Annotated in this window: 16 protein-coding genes and 3 pseudogenes; 10 read left to right on the top strand and 9 right to left on the bottom strand. The window is 69.3% G+C overall.

The features are described 5' to 3' along the window. Window positions 1-386: 386 nt before the first annotated feature. Window positions 387-1,628, bottom strand: a complete 1,242-nt coding sequence (kynU, locus tag VS93_RS07855; protein ID WP_046469330.1) for a kynureninase — start codon at window positions 1,626-1,628, stop codon at window positions 387-389. An 87-nt stretch (window positions 1,629-1,715) separates the two neighbouring features. After that, the gene (locus tag VS93_RS07860) at window positions 1,716-2,609 is read right to left on the bottom strand and encodes a tryptophan 2,3-dioxygenase (protein WP_082126701.1); all 894 of its coding nucleotides are present in this window, start codon (window positions 2,607-2,609) and stop codon (window positions 1,716-1,718) included. 183 nt (window positions 2,610-2,792) lie between these two features. Between VS93_RS07860 and VS93_RS07865 the strand changes: the two genes are divergently transcribed. From VS93_RS07865 to VS93_RS33290, 3 genes and pseudogenes are all read left to right on the top strand, one after another. Continuing rightward, window positions 2,793-3,233: an Lrp/AsnC family transcriptional regulator gene (locus VS93_RS07865; protein ID WP_046469362.1), complete on the top strand. Its 441-nt coding sequence runs from the start codon at window positions 2,793-2,795 to the stop codon at window positions 3,231-3,233. Between the two features lie 169 nt (window positions 3,234-3,402). Continuing rightward, window positions 3,403-4,725, top strand: coding sequence for an MFS transporter (locus VS93_RS07870; RefSeq protein WP_046469331.1), 1,323 nt, complete (start codon window positions 3,403-3,405; stop codon window positions 4,723-4,725). After that, a pseudogene (locus VS93_RS33290) lies at window positions 4,725-4,982 on the top strand (DUF4031 domain-containing protein); the annotation flags it as partial. The gene VS93_RS07870 and the pseudogene VS93_RS33290, both read left to right, overlap by 1 nt. A gap of 60 nt (window positions 4,983-5,042) precedes the next feature. On the opposite strand, the gene VS93_RS07875 reads toward VS93_RS33290, so the two are convergent. Together VS93_RS07875 and VS93_RS07880 are read right to left on the bottom strand one after the other, a co-directional pair. Next, the gene (locus VS93_RS07875) at window positions 5,043-5,705 is read right to left on the bottom strand and encodes an HD domain-containing protein (RefSeq protein ID WP_046469332.1); all 663 of its coding nucleotides are present in this window, start codon (window positions 5,703-5,705) and stop codon (window positions 5,043-5,045) included. Then, window positions 5,702-6,496: a PhzF family phenazine biosynthesis protein gene (locus VS93_RS07880; RefSeq protein WP_082126703.1), complete on the bottom strand. Its 795-nt coding sequence runs from the start codon at window positions 6,494-6,496 to the stop codon at window positions 5,702-5,704. Before VS93_RS07880 ends, VS93_RS07875 begins: the two co-directional genes overlap by 4 nt. A gap of 253 nt (window positions 6,497-6,749) precedes the next feature. Here VS93_RS07880 and VS93_RS07885 point away from each other — a divergent pair, with 253 nt between their 5' ends. Further along, window positions 6,750-7,160, top strand: a complete 411-nt coding sequence (locus VS93_RS07885; protein WP_046469333.1) for a VOC family protein — start codon at window positions 6,750-6,752, stop codon at window positions 7,158-7,160. A 74-nt stretch (window positions 7,161-7,234) separates the two neighbouring features. On the opposite strand, the gene VS93_RS07890 is transcribed toward VS93_RS07885, so the two are convergent. Then, window positions 7,235-8,005, bottom strand: coding sequence for a DeoR/GlpR family DNA-binding transcription regulator (locus tag VS93_RS07890; RefSeq protein WP_046469334.1), 771 nt, complete (start codon window positions 8,003-8,005; stop codon window positions 7,235-7,237). Between the two features lie 309 nt (window positions 8,006-8,314). Here VS93_RS07890 and VS93_RS26745 point away from each other — a divergent pair, with 309 nt between their 5' ends. From VS93_RS26745 to VS93_RS07900, 3 genes are all read left to right on the top strand, one after another. Then, window positions 8,315-8,761, top strand: coding sequence for a glycerophosphodiester phosphodiesterase (locus VS93_RS26745; RefSeq protein WP_052745588.1), 447 nt, complete (start codon window positions 8,315-8,317; stop codon window positions 8,759-8,761). Next, window positions 8,746-9,078 carry a glycerophosphodiester phosphodiesterase gene (locus VS93_RS29700; RefSeq protein WP_052745589.1) on the top strand — a complete coding sequence of 111 codons (333 nt, stop codon included), beginning with the start codon at window positions 8,746-8,748 and terminating at the stop codon, window positions 9,076-9,078. Before VS93_RS26745 ends, VS93_RS29700 begins: the two co-directional genes overlap by 16 nt. A gap of 202 nt (window positions 9,079-9,280) precedes the next feature. Then, the gene (locus VS93_RS07900) at window positions 9,281-9,904 is read left to right on the top strand and encodes a TetR/AcrR family transcriptional regulator (protein WP_046469364.1); all 624 of its coding nucleotides are present in this window, start codon (window positions 9,281-9,283) and stop codon (window positions 9,902-9,904) included. A gap of 32 nt (window positions 9,905-9,936) precedes the next feature. Here the strand turns inward: VS93_RS07900 and VS93_RS33295 are convergent. The 4 genes and pseudogenes from VS93_RS33295 to VS93_RS07920 form a co-directional block, all read right to left on the bottom strand. Then, window positions 9,937-11,351: pseudogene (locus VS93_RS33295) on the bottom strand (NAD(P)(+) transhydrogenase (Re/Si-specific) subunit beta). Then, window positions 11,348-11,779: an NAD(P) transhydrogenase subunit alpha gene (locus VS93_RS30035; protein WP_082126706.1), complete on the bottom strand. Its 432-nt coding sequence runs from the start codon at window positions 11,777-11,779 to the stop codon at window positions 11,348-11,350. Before VS93_RS30035 ends, VS93_RS33295 begins: the two are co-directional and overlap by 4 nt. Then, window positions 11,757-12,965, bottom strand: a complete 1,209-nt coding sequence (locus tag VS93_RS07915; protein WP_046469335.1) for an NAD(P) transhydrogenase subunit alpha — start codon at window positions 12,963-12,965, stop codon at window positions 11,757-11,759. Before VS93_RS07915 ends, VS93_RS30035 begins: the two co-directional genes overlap by 23 nt. A gap of 157 nt (window positions 12,966-13,122) precedes the next feature. Further along, on the bottom strand, window positions 13,123-13,695 hold the full coding sequence (locus VS93_RS07920; protein WP_082126707.1) for an ATP-binding protein: 573 nt from the start codon (window positions 13,693-13,695) through the stop codon (window positions 13,123-13,125). A gap of 566 nt (window positions 13,696-14,261) precedes the next feature. On the opposite strand from VS93_RS07920, the gene VS93_RS07925 reads away from it, so the two are divergent. From VS93_RS07925 to VS93_RS07935, 3 genes and pseudogenes are all read left to right on the top strand, one after another. Then, window positions 14,262-14,498: a DUF397 domain-containing protein gene (locus VS93_RS07925; RefSeq protein WP_046469336.1), complete on the top strand. Its 237-nt coding sequence runs from the start codon at window positions 14,262-14,264 to the stop codon at window positions 14,496-14,498. A 349-nt stretch (window positions 14,499-14,847) separates the two neighbouring features. Beyond that, a pseudogene (locus tag VS93_RS07930) lies at window positions 14,848-15,713 on the top strand (helix-turn-helix domain-containing protein). A 264-nt stretch (window positions 15,714-15,977) separates the two neighbouring features. Next, window positions 15,978-16,646 (top strand): TetR/AcrR family transcriptional regulator, encoded by a 669-nt coding sequence (locus tag VS93_RS07935; protein WP_338022691.1) that lies wholly within the window; start codon window positions 15,978-15,980, stop codon window positions 16,644-16,646. The last annotated feature ends 7 nt before the right edge of the window (window positions 16,647-16,653 follow it).

The raw sequence follows: 16,653 nt of genomic DNA on the forward strand, positions 1-16,653 counted from the left end.
ACGCGCCACGGCCCGCTTGGGTCTTGTTCCCCGGGACGGAAAGTCCGGGGGCGGCATCGGCAGTGACACGGATAAGCCACATCCGGATCACGAACCGATCACGACGGACTCTAGTCCATAAAACGGCAAAAGACGCGCGGAATCCGCGCAAAACTTCGCGAGACAGGGGGGCGATCGCGGGAACTATGCGGTCACTCGGCGGCGAGAAGAGAGTTTGCCGAGGTCAGCGGACACAGGGGAGGCTCATCACAGCCAGGCGTGGCCTTCGTCTCAGTGAGGGCGGGCGACCGCGGGGACGCTGGAGCGGCCCACCGGCCGCGAGCGGCGGGCGCGCAGCGCGCCCCGCGGAAGCGGCGGCACCGTATCCCCCGCCAGAGGCGCGCACCTCAGGTGACCCAGGAGCGCCTCGCGAACTCGGGGGCACGCCACTCGCCGGAGCGCACCACCTCGACGAGCGCCGTCGCCGCATCGTAGACGTCGACATAGCGCAGGTAGAGCGGGGTGAAGCCGAACCGCAGAACATCGGGCGCACGGAAGTCACCGATGACACCGCGCGCGATCAGGGCCTGCACTATCGCATAGCCCGTGTTCCCATCATCGTGGCGCAGCGAGACCTGGCTGCCGCGCCGCTCCGCCCGCCGCGGCGTGACCAGCGTCAGTCCCGCCCCCGCTGTCAGCTCGATGAACAGCTCGGTCATGGCGAGGCTCTTCGCGCGCACCTGGTCCATGGCGACCCGGCCCCACAACTCCAGGCTCGCCTCCAGCGCGGCGTCGGCGATCAGCGGCTGGGATCCGCTGAGGAAGCGGCTGGCGCTGTCAGCGGGAACGTAGTCGCCGGAGAAGTCGAACGGGCGGGCATGACCGTGCCAGCCGGTGATGGGCTGCCGCGCGTTGCGGTGATGGCGCTCGGCCAGGTAGCTGAACGCGGGGGCGCCCGGGCCGGCGTTGAGGTACTTGTACGTGCAGCCCACCGCGAAGTCGACGGCGCACTCGCCGAGCTCGACGGGAACCGCGCCCACGCTGTGGCAGAGGTCCCAGATCATCAGCGCACCGTGTTCCCGCACGAGACGCGTTGTCCCGGCCATGTCGCGCAGCGCACCGGTGCGGTAGTCGACATGGCTGAGCAGCACGACCGCGACGTCCCCCGCGGCCAGTGCCTCGCCCAGCTCCGGGCCGTCAGGGTCGACGCGGCGCTCGTCGGCCCCCAGCAGTTCCACCACCCCCTGGGTGATGTAGAGGTCGGTGGGGAAGTTGCCGGACTCCCCCACGACCACCCGCCGGCCCGGGTTCAGCCGGAGGGCGGCGACCAGCACCTTGAACAGGTTGGCCGAGGTCCCGTCCCCGACCACGACCTCGTGCGGCTGGGCGCCTACCAGTGGGGCGATCCCGGCGCCGAGCGTGCGCGGCTTGTCCCACCAGCCGGCGTCACTCCAGCTTTTGACCAGGCCCCTCCCCCATTCCCGCTCGACCACCTGTGCCACGCGCCCCGGCGTCGCCTTGGGCAGCGCGCCCAGCGAGTTGCCGTCGAGGTAGACCACGCCTTCCGGAAGCGAGAACTCGTCCCGGAAGCGGGCCAGGGGGTCCTCGGCGTCCAGCTTCGCGCAGTCCTCTCGGGTAAGGGCTGTCATCGCGCACCGTCTCCTTCTGCTTCACTCGCCCGCTGTCAGTCCTCCCGGCAGCGGCCGGGCGCGGGCCGGGCTGCGCCCGGTCGCCGTTCAGATACTCGTGCGCAGCGTCCACAGCTCCGGGAACACGTCCTGCCCCGCGTTCTTGCCCAACCACTCCAGGCCGCTGGAACCTCCCGTACCCGGTTTGGCGCCCATCCCCCGCTTGACCGCCATGAGATGGCGGTGCCGCCACCGGGTCACCCGCTCCGCGGTGTCCACCAGCGCCTCGGCCAGGGCGAACAGTTCGTTGCCGGGCCGGTCGTCGGCGTACACCTCGGCCCAGGCCTGTTCGACACCGGGGTGCGGGGCGTAGGGCCGGGTCCAGTCGCGGTCCACCCGCTCGCGCGGGACCGGAAGGCCGCGCCGATGCAGCAGCCGCAGCGCCGCGTCGTACAGTCCGGGCTCGGCCAGCGCACCTTCCAGGTCGGCGCGTACCTCCGGCGCGGACCGGTGCGGCCGCACCATGGCCGCGGACTTGTTGCCGAGCAGGAACTCCAGGTGGCGGTATGCGTAGGACTGGAATCCCGACGCCTCGCCGAGCGACTCGCGGAACCGGCCGAACTCTGGCGGGGTGAGCGTCGCCAGCAGATCCCAGGACTTCACCAGCACGTCCTGGACGTGGGTTGCGCGCCGCAGCGCCGCGAGGGCCTCTGGGAGATCGTCCGCCTCCAGCGCGTCGCGGGCCTCTTCCCAGCGCTGCCGCAGGAGCTTGAAGAGCAGCTCCATCACCTGCGTGGTGATGATGAACGAGGGCTCGGCCGGCTCGTTGGTGCGGGGACGCTGCAGCTCCAGCAGCGTGTCGAGCTCGCCGTACCGCACGTAGGGGTTGGTCTGCTCGAACGTGAGCGTGGGCCCTTCCCGTGCCGGAACGGTCCGCTCGGCGCGGCCGGTCGTCCCGCCCGGGTGTCCGGGTTCCCTCGGCGCCTGCGAAGCACAGACCATCGGCAGTCCCTCCTTGTATTCCCTGACCGCGGCCCCTGGCCCCGGCGAGATCGGCGAGGAGCGCGGCACTCTTTCAGCATGTGACATCCGTCCCGCACGGAGAATGGACAGCACCGACCGTTCAGCCGCATCGGCTTAGTATTCGTAAGGGATTAACGAGATGGACCTTCACGATTGGAAATCATGCTGGAGAACGTCGACTGGCGGATCATCACCGAACTGCAGGCCGACGGGCGGCTGTCCTTCAACGAGCTGTCCCGGCGGGTCAACCTCTCCGCCCCGGCCGTGGCCGAGCGGGTGCGCCGGCTCCAGGACCGCGGCGTGATAACCGGCTACCACGCCCACGTGGACCCGCAGGCCGCCGGGCTCGCGGTGACCGCGCTGGTGCGCATGGAGTGCTTCGGCGCCCTTTGCCTGCTGCGCGACAAGACGGCGATGCACCGCCCGGAGATCCTGCAACTGCACCGCGTCACCGGTGACGCCTGCTGCGTCCTGCTCATCGCGGTAGCGTCCATGACCCGCTTCGAGGAGGTCATCGACCGCCTGGCGGAGCACGGCCGCCCGTCGAGCACCATGGTGCTGTCCAGTCCGGTGCCGTGGCGCGAGGTGAGCCGCCCGGACTGAAGCCGGCACACGCGGCCGGCGCTTCCTCTGCCCTTCTCGCCCCCGTCCCGCGGCACCGGCCGGCCGGGGCGGCGCCGGTTCGCGCTGGGCGCGGTGGCATAGTGGACCCTCGCCGGCCCCGACACGCGAAGGGACGACCACGACGGCTGGGAGCACACCGCGGCGCCTAGTGGCGGGAGTAGTCCTCGGGACGCTGCTCAACGCGTTGAACTCGTCGATGATCGCGCTCGCCCTGGTGCCCATCGAACGGCACTACGGCACCGGGATGGCGACCGCCACCTGGCTCGTCTCCGCGTTCTACCTCGCGGCCACCGTCAGCATGCCCGTCATGGGCCGCCTCGCCGACCGGTTCGGGGCGCGCAGGGTGTTCGTCTGCGGACTGGTACTGGTCTGCCTGACGTCCGCGTTCGCCCCACTCGCCCCCAACATCTGGTGGCTGGTCGCCGCGCGGGTCCTGCTCGCCGTGGGCACGTCCGTCGCTTTCCCCTCGGCCATGGCGGTCTTCCGGTCCGCGCTGCCCGCAGGGCCGCCGCAGACCGCGATGGCGATGGTGGCCACCGTCAACTCCGCCAGCGCCGCCTTCGGCCCCGTGCTGGGCGGGATCCTGGTCCAGGTATGGGGATGGCAGGCGATCTGGCTGGTCAACGTTCCGGTCACGACGCTTGGGGTGGTTCTCGCACTCCTCCTTCTGCCGCCCGTGGCACCACGCGCGCAGCCGCGAAGGCGCTCCTCGACCGTCCTCGCCGAACTCGACCTGCCCGGCATCGGGGCGTTCATACTGGCCATGGGCGGCATGGTCGGTTTTCTGCTCTCGGCCTCGGACGAGCCGCGGTGGCTGCTGCTCCCACTCGCCGCGGTCGCCGCCGCGGCGCTGCTGCTGCGCGAACTGCGCACCGCTACGCCGTTCCTGGACCTGCGCATGCTCGGCGCGAACCGGCGGCTGCTCTCGGTCTTCGCACGGAACACCGCCATCAATGTGGTGTTCTACCTCGGCTTTCTCGGAATACCCCAGTGGTTGCAGAGTGCGCGGGAGGTGAGCGCGGGACTGGCCGGGATGGTCGTCCTCCCCATCGCCGGAATCAGCGTGTTCGCGCTCCCCCTGGTGACCCGGTTGCTGCGCCGCTTCGACGAGCGGTTCGTGCTCATCACGGGCGGCCTACTGCTCCTCTGCGGCTCGGCCGGGCTGCTGTTGGCCGACGGCTCCACCCCACTGTGGGCGCTGATCCTGCTGACCGCGCTACTCGGCCTGCCCAACGCCTTCAACAACCTCGGGCTGCAGTCGTCGATGTACCGTGCGGCACCCGGCGACCACATCGGGGTCGCGTCAGGGCTGTTCCAGACCTTCCGTTTCATCGGCTCGATAACGGCCTCGGTGATCCTCGGTGTGGTGTTCGCCCACGGGATCACCGACGCCGGACTGAAGGCCATGGCCTGCGTCATGGTCGCTGTCTCCGCGATCGTGGTGGCGACCGGCCTTCGACGGACCCCCTGATGAGCACGGCGCGGGGAGCCCGGCCGCGGCGCGGTTCACTCTGCGGGAGTGCCCGCCTCCGGCGGTCGCCTAGAGTCGGGGCCGTGAGCGTCCTCATCGATCCCCCCGTTTGGCCCGGTCCGCGCGATCTGTACTGGTCGCATCTGGTCAGCGACGCCAGTCACGACGAGTTGCACGATTTCGCTCGCCGGCTCGGCGTGCCCGCCCGGGCCTTCGACCGGGACCACTACGACGTTCCCGAGACGGCCTACAATCGGGCGATCGAGTTGGGCGCGCTGCCGGTACCGGGTCGGGAACTGGTCGCCCGACTGGTCGCCTCAGGACTGCGGCGACGCAAGTCCGGGCGCGGTGTTCTCCAGTCGGACCAGCTCCGCGCGGATGTTGACCCGCGCCCGATCCTCCCAGCGGACGCGGGCGAGCGGCGTGTGGAACAGCTGAGGCGTTCGGAGTAACTCCCGCAGGATCGCGGCCCGGCCCCGCCGGAAGTCGGTGTCGGGAACGTGGGAGTACTCCTCGCGCACCGCGGCGGTGTAGGCCAGGTACTCGCCGGGGGTGCCACCCAGTACGGACAGGTCGGCGTCGCAGAGCACCCGGCCGTCGGGGTCGCCGACCGCAGGGCGGTGCGCGGCGGTGAGCCGGACCAGCCGGGCCACCTCGGCCACGCGCGCGCCGTCCACTCCGCAGGCCGGAAGCGTCTGCTCGGCGAGGCGGGCGCTCTGCTCCTCGTCCTCGCCCGGCATTCCCGCATAGACCGCGTCGTGGAACCAGGCGGCATAGCGCACGGCCGCGATATCGGCGGCCTGACCGGCCAGTTCGTCAACGGCGGCGAGCACCGCTCGCAAATGGTCGAGGGTGTGGTAGCGCCGGTGCGGCTCGGACCAGCGTTCGAGCAGGTCGGCCCGAACGGCCTCGGCCTCGGGTCCGGAGCCCGCGAGCTCCCGCCAGGCCGCGGAGAGCTCAGGCCCGATCGGCGTCGTCATCGGCTCCTCGGTGGCCTCCCGTCGTTGTCTCGGCCGCCTCTCGCGCAGCCGTCATTCCCACGCGCCTCGTCGGGTAACACGGTGGCCGCCGTGGTCCAGGGGATCCGGTAGCCGCGCGTTTCCACCAGGGCGCAACGGCCGCCGACCTCAACGGTGCCGTCGGGGCCGGGGCGCACCTCGATCCGGGAACCCATGCCCTGGCGGATGGTGAGCGGGCGCCCGAGCAGCGCCCCTAGGCGCAGGGCCGCCGCCCCCGTCGCCTCATCCTCGTCGATGCCCATCCCGCTCGGGAAGACACGTACCCGGACCCGGCCCGCGGCCTCGTCCTCCCACGACCAGATGTGCAGGTCCGCGCCGGGCTCGGCGCCCGCCCACGCGTCGACGTCGGCGGGGGACGGCATCTGGCGGGTATCGAACTCCGGGGCCGACTCGGGAGCGGCGCGTATCCAGGTGAGATCCCCCTCGGCCCAGGTCGGCACCGGCCCCGCCGGCGGGTTCAGCACCTGCACGCCGGTGCCGCCGCGGCGCAGCAGCCAGGAGGTCCCCACCAAGGGGTGCCCGGCGAGCGGCAGTTCCTTGGCCGGTGTGTGGATGTGCAGCCGTCCGGTCGCCGGGTCCTCGAGGAACACCGTCTCGGCGAACCCAAGATCCGCCGCCACGTGCTGGCGGGTCCGCTCCGGAAGGCCCTGGGTGTCGAGGAAGAGGCCGAGTTCGTTCCCGCCGGTGTCGCCCCCGCCGCCGAAATCGCCGAGGAACACCGTCACCACGTACAACGTGCTCGTTTCGCCCATGGCGCCACCCTAACCCCGGACATCAGCAAAGCATTGCTTACTTTTTACCTGGTCGATGCGTTAGCCGCCCTTGGTCAAGTGGCGCCCTCCCAGCGGCTGTAGAGCGTTAATCGGCGCTGATGTGGATCGGCGGCGTTAAGCACGCGTTAATAGCCCTCCATGGATCCGGGATCGGGACGTAAGCTCAGAAAACGTGCTTGACCTTTTCCCTCCCCGCAAACTTCGGCCGCCTCGCCGCCGGAGAGAGGTATCAGTGCCCCGCTTTTCCGGTATCGCCCACATCACGCTTTCCGTGCGTGACCGCGACGCCAGCGTCGAGTTCTACCGCTCCGTCCTCGGCTTCCGGGAGTTCCGGACTCGTGACGACGGTCAGACGCTGCACACCGACTGCAGCCACGAGTCGGGTATGGTCCTCGGGTTCACCCAGCACAAGGACCACTTCAAGGGGCTGTTCGACTGCCGGCACGCCGGTGTCGACCACATCGCCCTCAGGATCGGCCACCTGGGTGATCTGGAGGCGTGGGAGGAGCGTCTGACCGACATGGACATCGACCACACGCCGATCGTCCATTCCGCGTGGGGTTCGGCTCTCAACTTCAACGACCCGGACGGTTTCCAGCTCGAACTGTTCTGCCCGGCCGAACCGGACAGCGGCGAAGACTAGAAGGACGGCGTGCTACCCGCCGGACGGAAGGTCCGGCGGGTAGCCGAAGCGGTCTGCCGGACGGCCCCACGGGACTACTCGGATGCGACCAGGTGCAGGCGCATGTCCCGGGACCGCATCTCATCGACGGCCGACCGGGGGAGCCGATCGTCGCTGACGATCAGGTCGAACTCCTCCAGCCGGGCCACCCGGAACGTGCCGAACTTGCCGTACTTCGTGCTGTCCACGGTGAGGACGCTCTTGGAGGCGATGTTCAGCAGCTGCTGCTTTGCCACGACCTTGGGTTCCGATGGGGTGGTCGAACCGCGGTCGATGTCCCAGGAGCTGCTGGCGATGAACGCCAGGTCGACGTTGACCTTGCTGAGGAAGTCCGCGGTGAACTGCCCGACCGAGGAGTGGTCGGCGTGCGAGACGACGCCTCCGGTGTGGATCAGCTCGATGTTGGGGTACTCCATGAGGTGGCCCACGACGTTGAAGTCGTTCGTGACGACGGTCAGCCCCCGCTTGCCGGTGAGCATCGGCACCATCTGCAGCGTGGTCGTCCCGGCGTCCAGGAAGATGGTGAAGTTCTCCCGCACCAGCTCCGCCGCGGCCCGCGTGATGGCGCGCTTGGCCGGCACCTCCAGTTGGGCCTTGGCCAGGTAGGAGGGTTCGCTCTTGAGCCGGGCCGCCAGGCGCACCCCACCGGTGACCGACAGCACCTTGCCCTCGTTCTCCAGCGTCTGGATGTCCCGCCGCACCGTCATGTGCGATACGGACAGCATCGACGTGAGCTCGTTGATGCTCAGAACGTGGCGTTCCTGCAAGAGCTTAAGGATGTGCTCGCGTCGCTGGTCGGGGATCATCGTTCGCCTCAAGACCTCGGTTGTGGGAAGTGCGTGTGCCACTGTTGCAGACGCACGGTCTGCCCTAGAAGTTTCCCAGGTCAGGCGCGACCGGCACCGCACGGGCCCGGCCCGTGTCCCCTCGTATGCCCGCTGTCCTGGTCTTTTTCCTGGTTTTTCCCGGTACCCCCTTCGCCGGTGTCGGGTTTTTGGCAATCTGGGGGGCACGACTCTTGCAGGCCTGGAAAACAGCAGCAGCGGCGGCCCGCCCTCGCCGCGCCGATGTCGACCCGGCCGCGCATCGGATCGAAGATGTCCAGGAGATGCCTCATGACGCTGGCGATCGCCCATCGCGGTGACCCCATCCAGTTCCGGGAGAACACACTGCCGGCCATTCGGGCCGCCGCCGCGGCGGGGGCCGACATGGTGGAGATCGACCTCAAGCTCACCAGCGACGCCCAGGTGGTTCTGCTCCACGACGCCACCATGGAACGCCTCTGGGGCTTCTCCCGGCCGGTGACCGGACTGAGCCTGGCCGAGCTGGCCGCGTTCAACGGCGAGGCGGACCAGCGTGTCCCGACCCTGCTGGAGGTTCTGGCGGAGTTCGGCCGGCCGCACCCGCTCCAGTTCATGCTGAACGTGACGTCGGTCGACACCGCCCTGGCCACCGACGCCTGGTGCAGGAGCTCGGTCTGGCCGAAAAGGTGCTCTACACCGGTTCGATCGAGGCGATACGCGCGGTCCGGTCGCACCGTCCCGGCGTGGAGCTGGCGCTGACCTGGGACCGCGAGGATCCGCCCGCGGCCGACCTGTGGCAGGCGGTGCGCCCGCGCTTCTACAACGTCTATTATCCGCTCATCACCCGCGAACTGGTGGCGGAGGTGCATCGACACGGCTGCGAGGTCTCAGCGTGGACGGTCAACGACTTCACGGAGATGGCACGGCTTCTCGGCATGGGGGTCGACGCGGTCGTGACCGACCACCCCGCCGAACTCGCCCAGCTGGCCGGTGGACAGCGTGAGCACACGAGCGCCCACCAGGACCGGGCCGCCCGGCCCGCCGCGGAGCCGCCGCATCAGCGCCGCGGCTGGTAGAGAGATCCCTGCGCCGCGGGCGTTTCCGAGCCCTTCCAAGCTGAGCGCGGAGATCCGGACCCCGAAATCCGCGGTCGGCATCCGTGTTTCCCGTGAATCGGAACGCCTGCACGACTATCATCGAAACCGGTTCGTAACCGGATCCGCTGACATCAACCCCCTCGATCGTGTCGCCTGTCGGCGGCGCACTCAAGAGATGATCATGACGGCCGACCTCTCGCCACACGATGCCCGAGTCACCGAACACACCCTTGACGCCGCGAGACGGCTGTTCTCCCAACACGGAGTACGCGGTATCGACATGGCCACGCTCATCCGGGAGATCACCCGGGAGACCGGGATCAACTTCCTGGAGTTCCGCCGTGCCTTCCCCACCCGGATGGACCTGGTCTACGCGGTCGTCCTCCGTTCCACTCGCACGCTCGTCACGGGGCAGATCGCCGACTCCGGGGCACCCGAACCCCCGGTGGACCGCCTTGCCGCGCTCATCCGCAGGCACATCGATTTCTGCTGGGAGCACTGGACGGAGGAAGGGCTGCGGCGCGATCTGATGCCCACGCTCCGCGCCATCCACCCCACGCGCTACCGGGAACTGTACGACCTCATGCGCTCCTACCAGGAGCACATCCGCGACATGATCGCAGAGGGCAACAGTGCGGGACTCTTCACCGCCCCCCAGCCCGGTGCCGCGGCCGACACCGTCCTGGAGACCCTGGACTCCATCCTGAACTGGTACGAGCCCGAGGGCGGGCTGACTCTGCCGCAGCTGGGCGATGTCTACGTCGATCTGATCATCCACCACCAGATGGGCTGTCCTCGCGAGTAGCGCCGGTGGTTCGCCGCGCTGGAGGCGGAACCTCACCGCACGAGGGTCTTGACGGCCGTTGTCAGCGTTCCGAGCGCGGACTTCGCGTCGGCCAGGAACATGCGGGTCCCGGGTTCGGTGTAGAGCTCGTTGTCGATGCCGGCGTAGCCGTGGCCCATCGACCGTTTGACCACGATGACGGTTTCGGCCCGGTCCACGTCGAGGATCGGCATGCCGGATATCGGCGTCCCCGGGCGCCGGGCGGCCGGGTTCGTGACATCGTTGGCCCCGATGACCAGCGCGACATCCGCCCGCGGGAACTCCGGGTTGATCTCCTCCATCTCCTTCATCTGGGAGTAGGGCACCTTCGCCTCGGCGAGCAGTACGTTCATGTGTCCGGGCATCCGGCCGGCCACCGGGTGGATCGCGTAGTCCACCCGCACCCCTCTGCTCTCCAGCAGCTCGGTGAGCTCGTGGAGCTCGTGCTGAGCCTGGGCCGCTGCCAGCCCGTACCCCGGGACGACGATGACACGTCCGGCATAGGCGAGCCGGATCGCGGCGTCGTCCGCGTCGATCGTCCGGATCCCCTCAGCGGCGCCGACGGCCCCCGGCGCCGCACCGTCGCCCGTCCCGAACCCGCCGATGAGGATGCTGCCGAGGGAGCGGTTCATGGCGTCGGCCATGAGCTTGGTGAGGATGCCACCGGAGGCGCCCACCAGGCGCCCGCGATGATGAGCATGGTGTTCTCGATGACGAAACCCGCCATCGCGACCGCCACCCCCGTGGCCGCGTTCAGCAGCGAAACGACGACGGGCATATCCGCGCCGCCGATCGCCAGCACCATCAGCACACCGAGAAGGAGCGAGGCGAGCACGAGGACGGCCAGGGCCGGAACCCCGATGAGGCCGGCGATCAGCAGGCCGGCCGCCACGGCGATGACCGCGATCAGCACGGCGTTCAGTGCCCCGCGCCCGGGGAGGAGCACAGGGCTCCCGGACACCCATCCCTGGAGTTTCCCCGAGGCGATGAGCGAGCCGGAGAAGGCGACCGTGCCGATGAGGACGTCGAGTGTGACCGCGATCGCCGCGGCCGCTGAGAGCGTCCCCTCAGGGCCACCGAACTGCAGGAAATCGTGCACACCGATGAGGGCGGCCGCTCCGCCGCCGACCGCGTTGAAAAGGCTGACCAGTTGCGGCATGGCGGTCATCCGCACGGTGCGCGCCGAGTACAGTCCCGCGGCCGCCCCGATGGCGATTCCGACCGCGAGCACGATCCATCCCGCCGGGGTTACGGTCCCGGAGTCGATGAGGTAGACGAGGGTCGCGACCACCGCCGCGGCCATTCCCAGGGCCGAGAGCCGGTTGCCGCGTCGGGCCGTCCCCGGCGAGTTCATCAGGTGCAGCCCGATCACGAAACAGGTCGCCGCGCCCAGGTAGACGAGCCGGATGATGACGTCGACGGTGCTCATGACCGGCCCTCCCGGGGATCCGCCGCCTCTGTGCCGGTCCGGCCGTCGTCCGCCGCCTCAGCCGGTTCCCGCGCGCCGCTGCCGGCGGAGACCGCCGGGGGTGCGCCCGCGGCGTCCTCCTCGACGGCGGGCTCGGGTGCACGCTCCGAGGGCGGGCGGAACATCTGCAGCATCCGGTCCGTGACGACATACCCCCCGACGACGTTCATGGCGGCGAACACCGCGGCCACCAGCGCCAGCGCGTAGCCGAGCGGGGTATCCGCCGTGACGGCGATGACCATCGCCCCGACCAGGACGACGCCGTGGATGGCGTTGGCGGCCGACATCAGCGGCGTGTGCAGGGTCGCGGGCACCTTACTGATGACCTCGAACCCCACCAGGACGCTGAGCAGAAAGATGGTCAGGTCAGTAAGGAGTTCCGGACTCATGGGGTTCGACTCCTCCCGCTGTTGTCACGGCTTCGACCGCTGCCGCGGCAGCGTGGTGCACCACCCTGCCGCCGTGTGTGATGACAACTCCCGCCTGGATCTCGTCGTCCAGATCGATCACCGGCCGCCCTTCGCTGAACATGTGGAAGAGCAGCGTCCGCACGTTGCGCGAGTAGGCCTCCGACGCCGCGCGGGGCACCGTGGCGGGCAGGTTCCCGGCACCGATGACCGTGACCCCGCGATCGGTGACGACCGTGTCGTCCGAGCGGGACAGCGCCACGTTCCCGCCGTACGGGCCCGCCGCGAGGTCCACCACGACCGCGCCCGGGCGGAGCCGGGCGATCGCGTCCTCCTCCAGCAGCAGAGGCGGCCGCCCGCCGGGGACCTGTGCGGTGGCGATCACGATGTCGAAGCGGTGGACCTGGTCGGAAAGGGCTCCGAGCTGGAACCGCCGCTCCGCGTCGGTGAGAGCGCGGGCGTATCCCCCGCCGGCCCCCGCCGATTCCACTTCGGGCAGTTCCAGGACCTCGGCGCCGAGCGAGCGGATCTCCTCGCGCGCCTCGTGGCGGACGTCGTAACCGGTGACGACGGCACCGAGCCGGTTGGCGGTCGCGATCGCCTGCAGTCCGGCGACTCCGGCCCCCAGCACCAGGATCTCCGCGGGCCGCGCCACACCGGCCGCGGTCATCAGGAGGGGAAGGTAGCGGTCGTAGGCCGCGGCGGCGACGATCACCGCCTTGTACCCGGCGACGTTGGCCTGGGAGCTGAGCGCGTCCATCGGCTGTGCCCGGCTCAGCGTACGTGGCACTCCGTCGAGACTGACAGCGGTGACGCCGAGATCAGCCAGGTCGCGAATGAGCAGGGGGTCGTTCAGCGGCTGCAGCATGCCCACGACGGTCTGGTCGGAGCGCAGCCGGCGCAGGATCTCGGAGGAAGGGCGCGTCACCGACAGCAGGACATCGGCGCGCTCGTGCAGTTCCGATGCGGACACGACCTCGGCGCCCGCTGAAACGTAGTCGTCGTCGGAGTAGTGTGCCCCTGCTCCGGCGCCGGTCTCGACCAGCACCGCCGGCCCCAGCTCCCGCAGGCTCTCCACAGCGGCGGGGACCACCGCGACCCTTCGCTCTTCGGAGGCGGTCTCCTTGAGGATCCCAACAGTCAGGGCTTGTACTGGCGCTTCGGCCATATCAGCCCTCCTCCTGCCGGCACGAGCTCCGGGCACTTCCTACCCACCGAGACTCGTGCGGATGCGTGCGCGTCCCCGCGCCGTCCTGGTCCGGCCGCCTGAGACGGCGCTGCGGTCTCGGGGCGAGGTCTGCCGTGTCGGAAAAAGCAGGGGCCCGCTACGAGCGGTCGACGACGGTCAGCACGGCCCAGACCACCTTGCCTTGACCTTCGAGCAGGTGCCAGCCCCAGGCGGAGCTGAACGACTCGATGAGGTGCAGCCCGCGCCCGCCCTCTTCGAGGTCGCTCTGCTCGCCCAGTTCCGGTACCCGATGGCTGGGGTCGAAGGCCATGCAGGTCAGCTGGGTGCCCTCGCGGAGCAGTCCGAGCTGGATGGACCATTCGGAGATGGCTCCGGCCGTCTCCGGCACCGCATGCCGGCACGCGTTGGTCACCAGTTCGGAGACGACGAGCCGAACCTCACCGAGCAGCCCGCTCAGGTCGGCCAGTCCCCAGCTGGATAACGCCGTGCGCGCGAAGTCCCGGGCGGTCCTGACCGAGGAAGCGTGGAATCCCAGTCCCTGCGCAGCGATGCGCCGGTCGAGGACGCGATGGCCGATGGGCAGCGGCATTGATGTGAGTCCCCACCACCCGCTGGGCGCGTCGGCGGGTTCGATCGCGGACAGCACCCGGTCGATCCCTGCTCTCGTGTGCGGGTCACTGGCACTACAGGAAGCGAAGCGCGCGTTCATCGCGGCCCCTGCGGGGTTGTGCGTTTCGCACTGTTTATGGCCACGTGCACCATTCCTCGTGTCTCTTACAGCTGCAAGCACGAATGCATGTGCACACGGCAGTCTAGTGAGAAACGGGCCGACTGTCGTCCCCGGCCACCATCGTTATGAAAATTTGAACCGGTCGCACCCCGCGATCGCGCGCTTGACCCACACGGGTCTCATCTTCCTGTGTACAGCCCGACAGGCATTCACCGGACCCAGGAGCGCCGGATAACGGCCGCTGCCGCGCCACCCCCTCCGACCAGGTCACCACCGATCGTCGGCTCACCATCACCCGGAACAATTCAGGTAATTTACTGTCGCAAGAACCGATGCAAACACATATGCACGTGCATAGCTGCGCTATGTTCGAACGTGAGAGGAGGACCCGCGCGCTCCCTCAGGTGGACGCGACCAGGCCGCGGTCGCGGACACGACGTGTACTCGCAAACAAGGGTCAGCAGTACGGCAAGTAGAACAGGCCAGCCCAGTGCCGGAGACCACACCATCCGCAGGGCCCGCAACGATTCGGTGAGGAGAGTTAGATGCAGCAGGCCGAAAACGGCATCCCCGCCAGCAGCTTGCGTGAGGTCGTCTGGCATAAGAGCCGCCTCAGCAATCCCAACGGGAACTGCGTCGAGATCGCCCGGCTACCGGACGGAGAGGTCGCGGTCCGCAACTCCCGCCACCCGCACGGCCCGGCGCTGATCTACACGCCGGCCGAGATCACGGCGTTCGTGCAGGGAGCCAAGGCCGGCGATTTCGACCACCTGATGGACTGAGCCCGCACGCCGCGTCCGCGAGGTCGGGCGAACCTCCACGGCACAGGTAGCGGAACCGGACATCGCGGGCCCTGATGAAGCGGGTTCCGACCAGGGGCACAGGCACCGGGCCGCACCGAAACCTGCGGGCAACAGGGCTGTGACAGACGCGAAAGAGGAAGAGAATAGTGGGGAGGGAGCAAAGGGACGGCAAAGGGGTTGCGGCGAAGCCGTCCCTCGCCCCTTGGTTCACATAACGAGAAGAATTGAACGCTCCTCCTCACATCTGGTTCACTGACTGCGAACCAGCCGCCCTTAGGAGAGACCCGTGGGAACAGCGCAGTCGAGCGAAACCGCTCCTCAGCTCAACATACTCGACTACTCGCGGGGCGGACCGACGGTGCTGCGGATCCTGCTGGGAACCAGTTGCGCCGGCTTCGTACCGCCAGGGGCATCTCACGGGAGGACGCCGGGTACGAGATCCGGGCCTCGCACGCCAAGATCAGCCGTCTGGAACTGGGGCAGGTCAGCTTCAAGGAGCGCGATGTCGCCGACCTCCTCACCCTCTACGGGGTCACGGCCGAGGAGGAGCGCGAACCACTGCTCGCGCTCGCACGCCAGGCCAACACCCCGGGCTGGTGGCACAAGTACAGCGGCATCCTGCCGCACTGGTTCGAGGTGTACGTCGGCCTGGAGGAAGCGGCCGCCATCATCCGCACCTACGAGATCCAGTTCATCCCCGGCCTGCTGCAGACCGAGGAGTACAGCCGCGCCGTCATCATGCTCGCCCACAGCGGCGCACCGGCCGAGGAGATCGACCGCCGGGTCGCCCTGCGGATGGCCCGGCAGAAGCGTCTCACCGGACCGGGCGCCCCAAAGCTGTGGGCGGCCGTGGACGAGGCCGCGCTGCGCCGCCCCCTGGGCGGTCCCAACGCCATGCGCGCCCAGCTTGAGCACCTGATCGAGATGGCCACGCTGCCCAATGTCACCCTGCAGATCGTCTCGTTCAACCAAGGAGGCCACGCGGCGGCGGGCGGTCCGTTCAGCATCCTGCGGTTCACCAGCCCCGAACTGCCCGACATCGTCTACCTCGAACAGCTGACCAGCGCCCTGTACTTCGACAAGCCCGAGGAGACGGAGCACTACATGCAGGTCATGGACCGGCTGTGTATCGAGGCCTTACCCGCCTCCTCGACGACCCAGTACCTCGGGACGCTTCTCAAAGACTTCACCTGAGCACGGGACCGCACCTCCTTCTGAGGGACGTCCGAGGCGCGGACCCCGAGACAGGGCAGACCGGCCCCGGGAGCGGTGGTCGTTGACGCGCCGCCCCGCTTTTCCTCCCCCACGCACAGCTCACCCACTGTGACAGCACGGCCGCGTCAGGCATCGGACGGTGGGCCGCAGCGGCGTAAAGCGATCCGCCAAGCACCACGGCCGCGGGAGATTCGTCTGCCCAACATGTGACACTACGTTATATAAAGAGTAGTCTCATATTTCATGGGAGAGAGAGTTCCGTGGGAGCTGGTGGAAGCCGCGCTGGCGGCGGCCCGCGAGCGGGGTACGGACGTGGCTGTGGTCCCGTTGACCGCGATCGCGGCAGCAGCGGGGATCTCACGCAGCACCCTGCTGCGGCGGCTCGGCGGATCAAGGGCGGCGATCGATGAGGCGGTCCGCGCCGCGGGCGTGGATCCCGGGGGCCGTCCGCCGGTGCGGGAACGGGCCGTAGCGGCGGCCGCCCAACTGATCAGCGAGCGCGGACTCGGCGCGGTCACGCTCGACGCGGTCGCCGAGGCGGCCCAGTGTTCGCTGCCGAGCCTGCACACGGCCTTCGGCGGCCGCGACGGCCTGCTCACCGCGATCTTCGAGCGCCACAGCCCGCTGCTCGACCTGGAACGGCTCGCCGCGAGCCCGCCCGCCGCCCTTGGGAGCACCGTGCGGGAGATCCACCGCGCCCTGGTCACGGCCTTCGACCGGCACCCCCGGGTGCTGCCGGCGCTGTTCGCCGATCTGTTCAGCCGCCCCGACGGTCCGGGCGGCCAGATGTTCCGGGCGGGCTTTCCCCGCCTGTTCGACAGCTTCGGCGCGCTGCTGCTGCCGCACGTCCGGGCCGGCCGCCTGCGCCCGCTGCCGCTTCCGCTGCTCATCCAGCAGATGCTCGGCCTCTGACGGTGCA

Origin of the sequence: Allosalinactinospora lopnorensis, assembly GCF_000981225.1 — a bacterium.
GTDB classification, from domain to species: Bacteria; Actinomycetota; Actinomycetes; order Streptosporangiales; family Streptosporangiaceae; genus Allosalinactinospora; species Allosalinactinospora lopnorensis.

Bases quoted from the DNA above. Each gene is read 5' to 3' on its own strand.
- kynU (WP_046469330.1), bottom strand. From the start codon at position 1,628: ATGACAGCCCTTACCCGAGAGGACTGCGCGAAGCTGGACGCCGAGGAC.
- VS93_RS07860 (WP_082126701.1), bottom strand. From the start codon at position 2,609: ATGGTCTGTGCTTCGCAGGCGCCGAGGGAACCCGGACACCCGGGCGGG.
- VS93_RS07865 (WP_046469362.1), top strand. From the start codon at position 2,793: ATGCTGGAGAACGTCGACTGGCGGATCATCACCGAACTGCAGGCCGAC.
- VS93_RS07875 (WP_046469332.1), bottom strand. From the start codon at position 5,705: ATGACGACGCCGATCGGGCCTGAGCTCTCCGCGGCCTGGCGGGAGCTC.
- VS93_RS07880 (WP_082126703.1), bottom strand. From the start codon at position 6,496: ATGGGCGAAACGAGCACGTTGTACGTGGTGACGGTGTTCCTCGGCGAT.
- VS93_RS07890 (WP_046469334.1), bottom strand. From the start codon at position 8,005: ATGATCCCCGACCAGCGACGCGAGCACATCCTTAAGCTCTTGCAGGAA.
- VS93_RS26745 (WP_052745588.1), top strand. From the start codon at position 8,315: ATGACGCTGGCGATCGCCCATCGCGGTGACCCCATCCAGTTCCGGGAG.
- VS93_RS07900 (WP_046469364.1), top strand. From the start codon at position 9,281: ATGACGGCCGACCTCTCGCCACACGATGCCCGAGTCACCGAACACACC.
- VS93_RS30035 (WP_082126706.1), bottom strand. From the start codon at position 11,779: ATGAGTCCGGAACTCCTTACTGACCTGACCATCTTTCTGCTCAGCGTC.
- VS93_RS07915 (WP_046469335.1), bottom strand. From the start codon at position 12,965: ATGGCCGAAGCGCCAGTACAAGCCCTGACTGTTGGGATCCTCAAGGAG.
- VS93_RS07920 (WP_082126707.1), bottom strand. From the start codon at position 13,695: ATGAACGCGCGCTTCGCTTCCTGTAGTGCCAGTGACCCGCACACGAGA.
- VS93_RS07925 (WP_046469336.1), top strand. From the start codon at position 14,262: ATGCAGCAGGCCGAAAACGGCATCCCCGCCAGCAGCTTGCGTGAGGTC.
- VS93_RS07935 (WP_338022691.1), top strand. From the start codon at position 15,978: ATGGGAGAGAGAGTTCCGTGGGAGCTGGTGGAAGCCGCGCTGGCGGCG.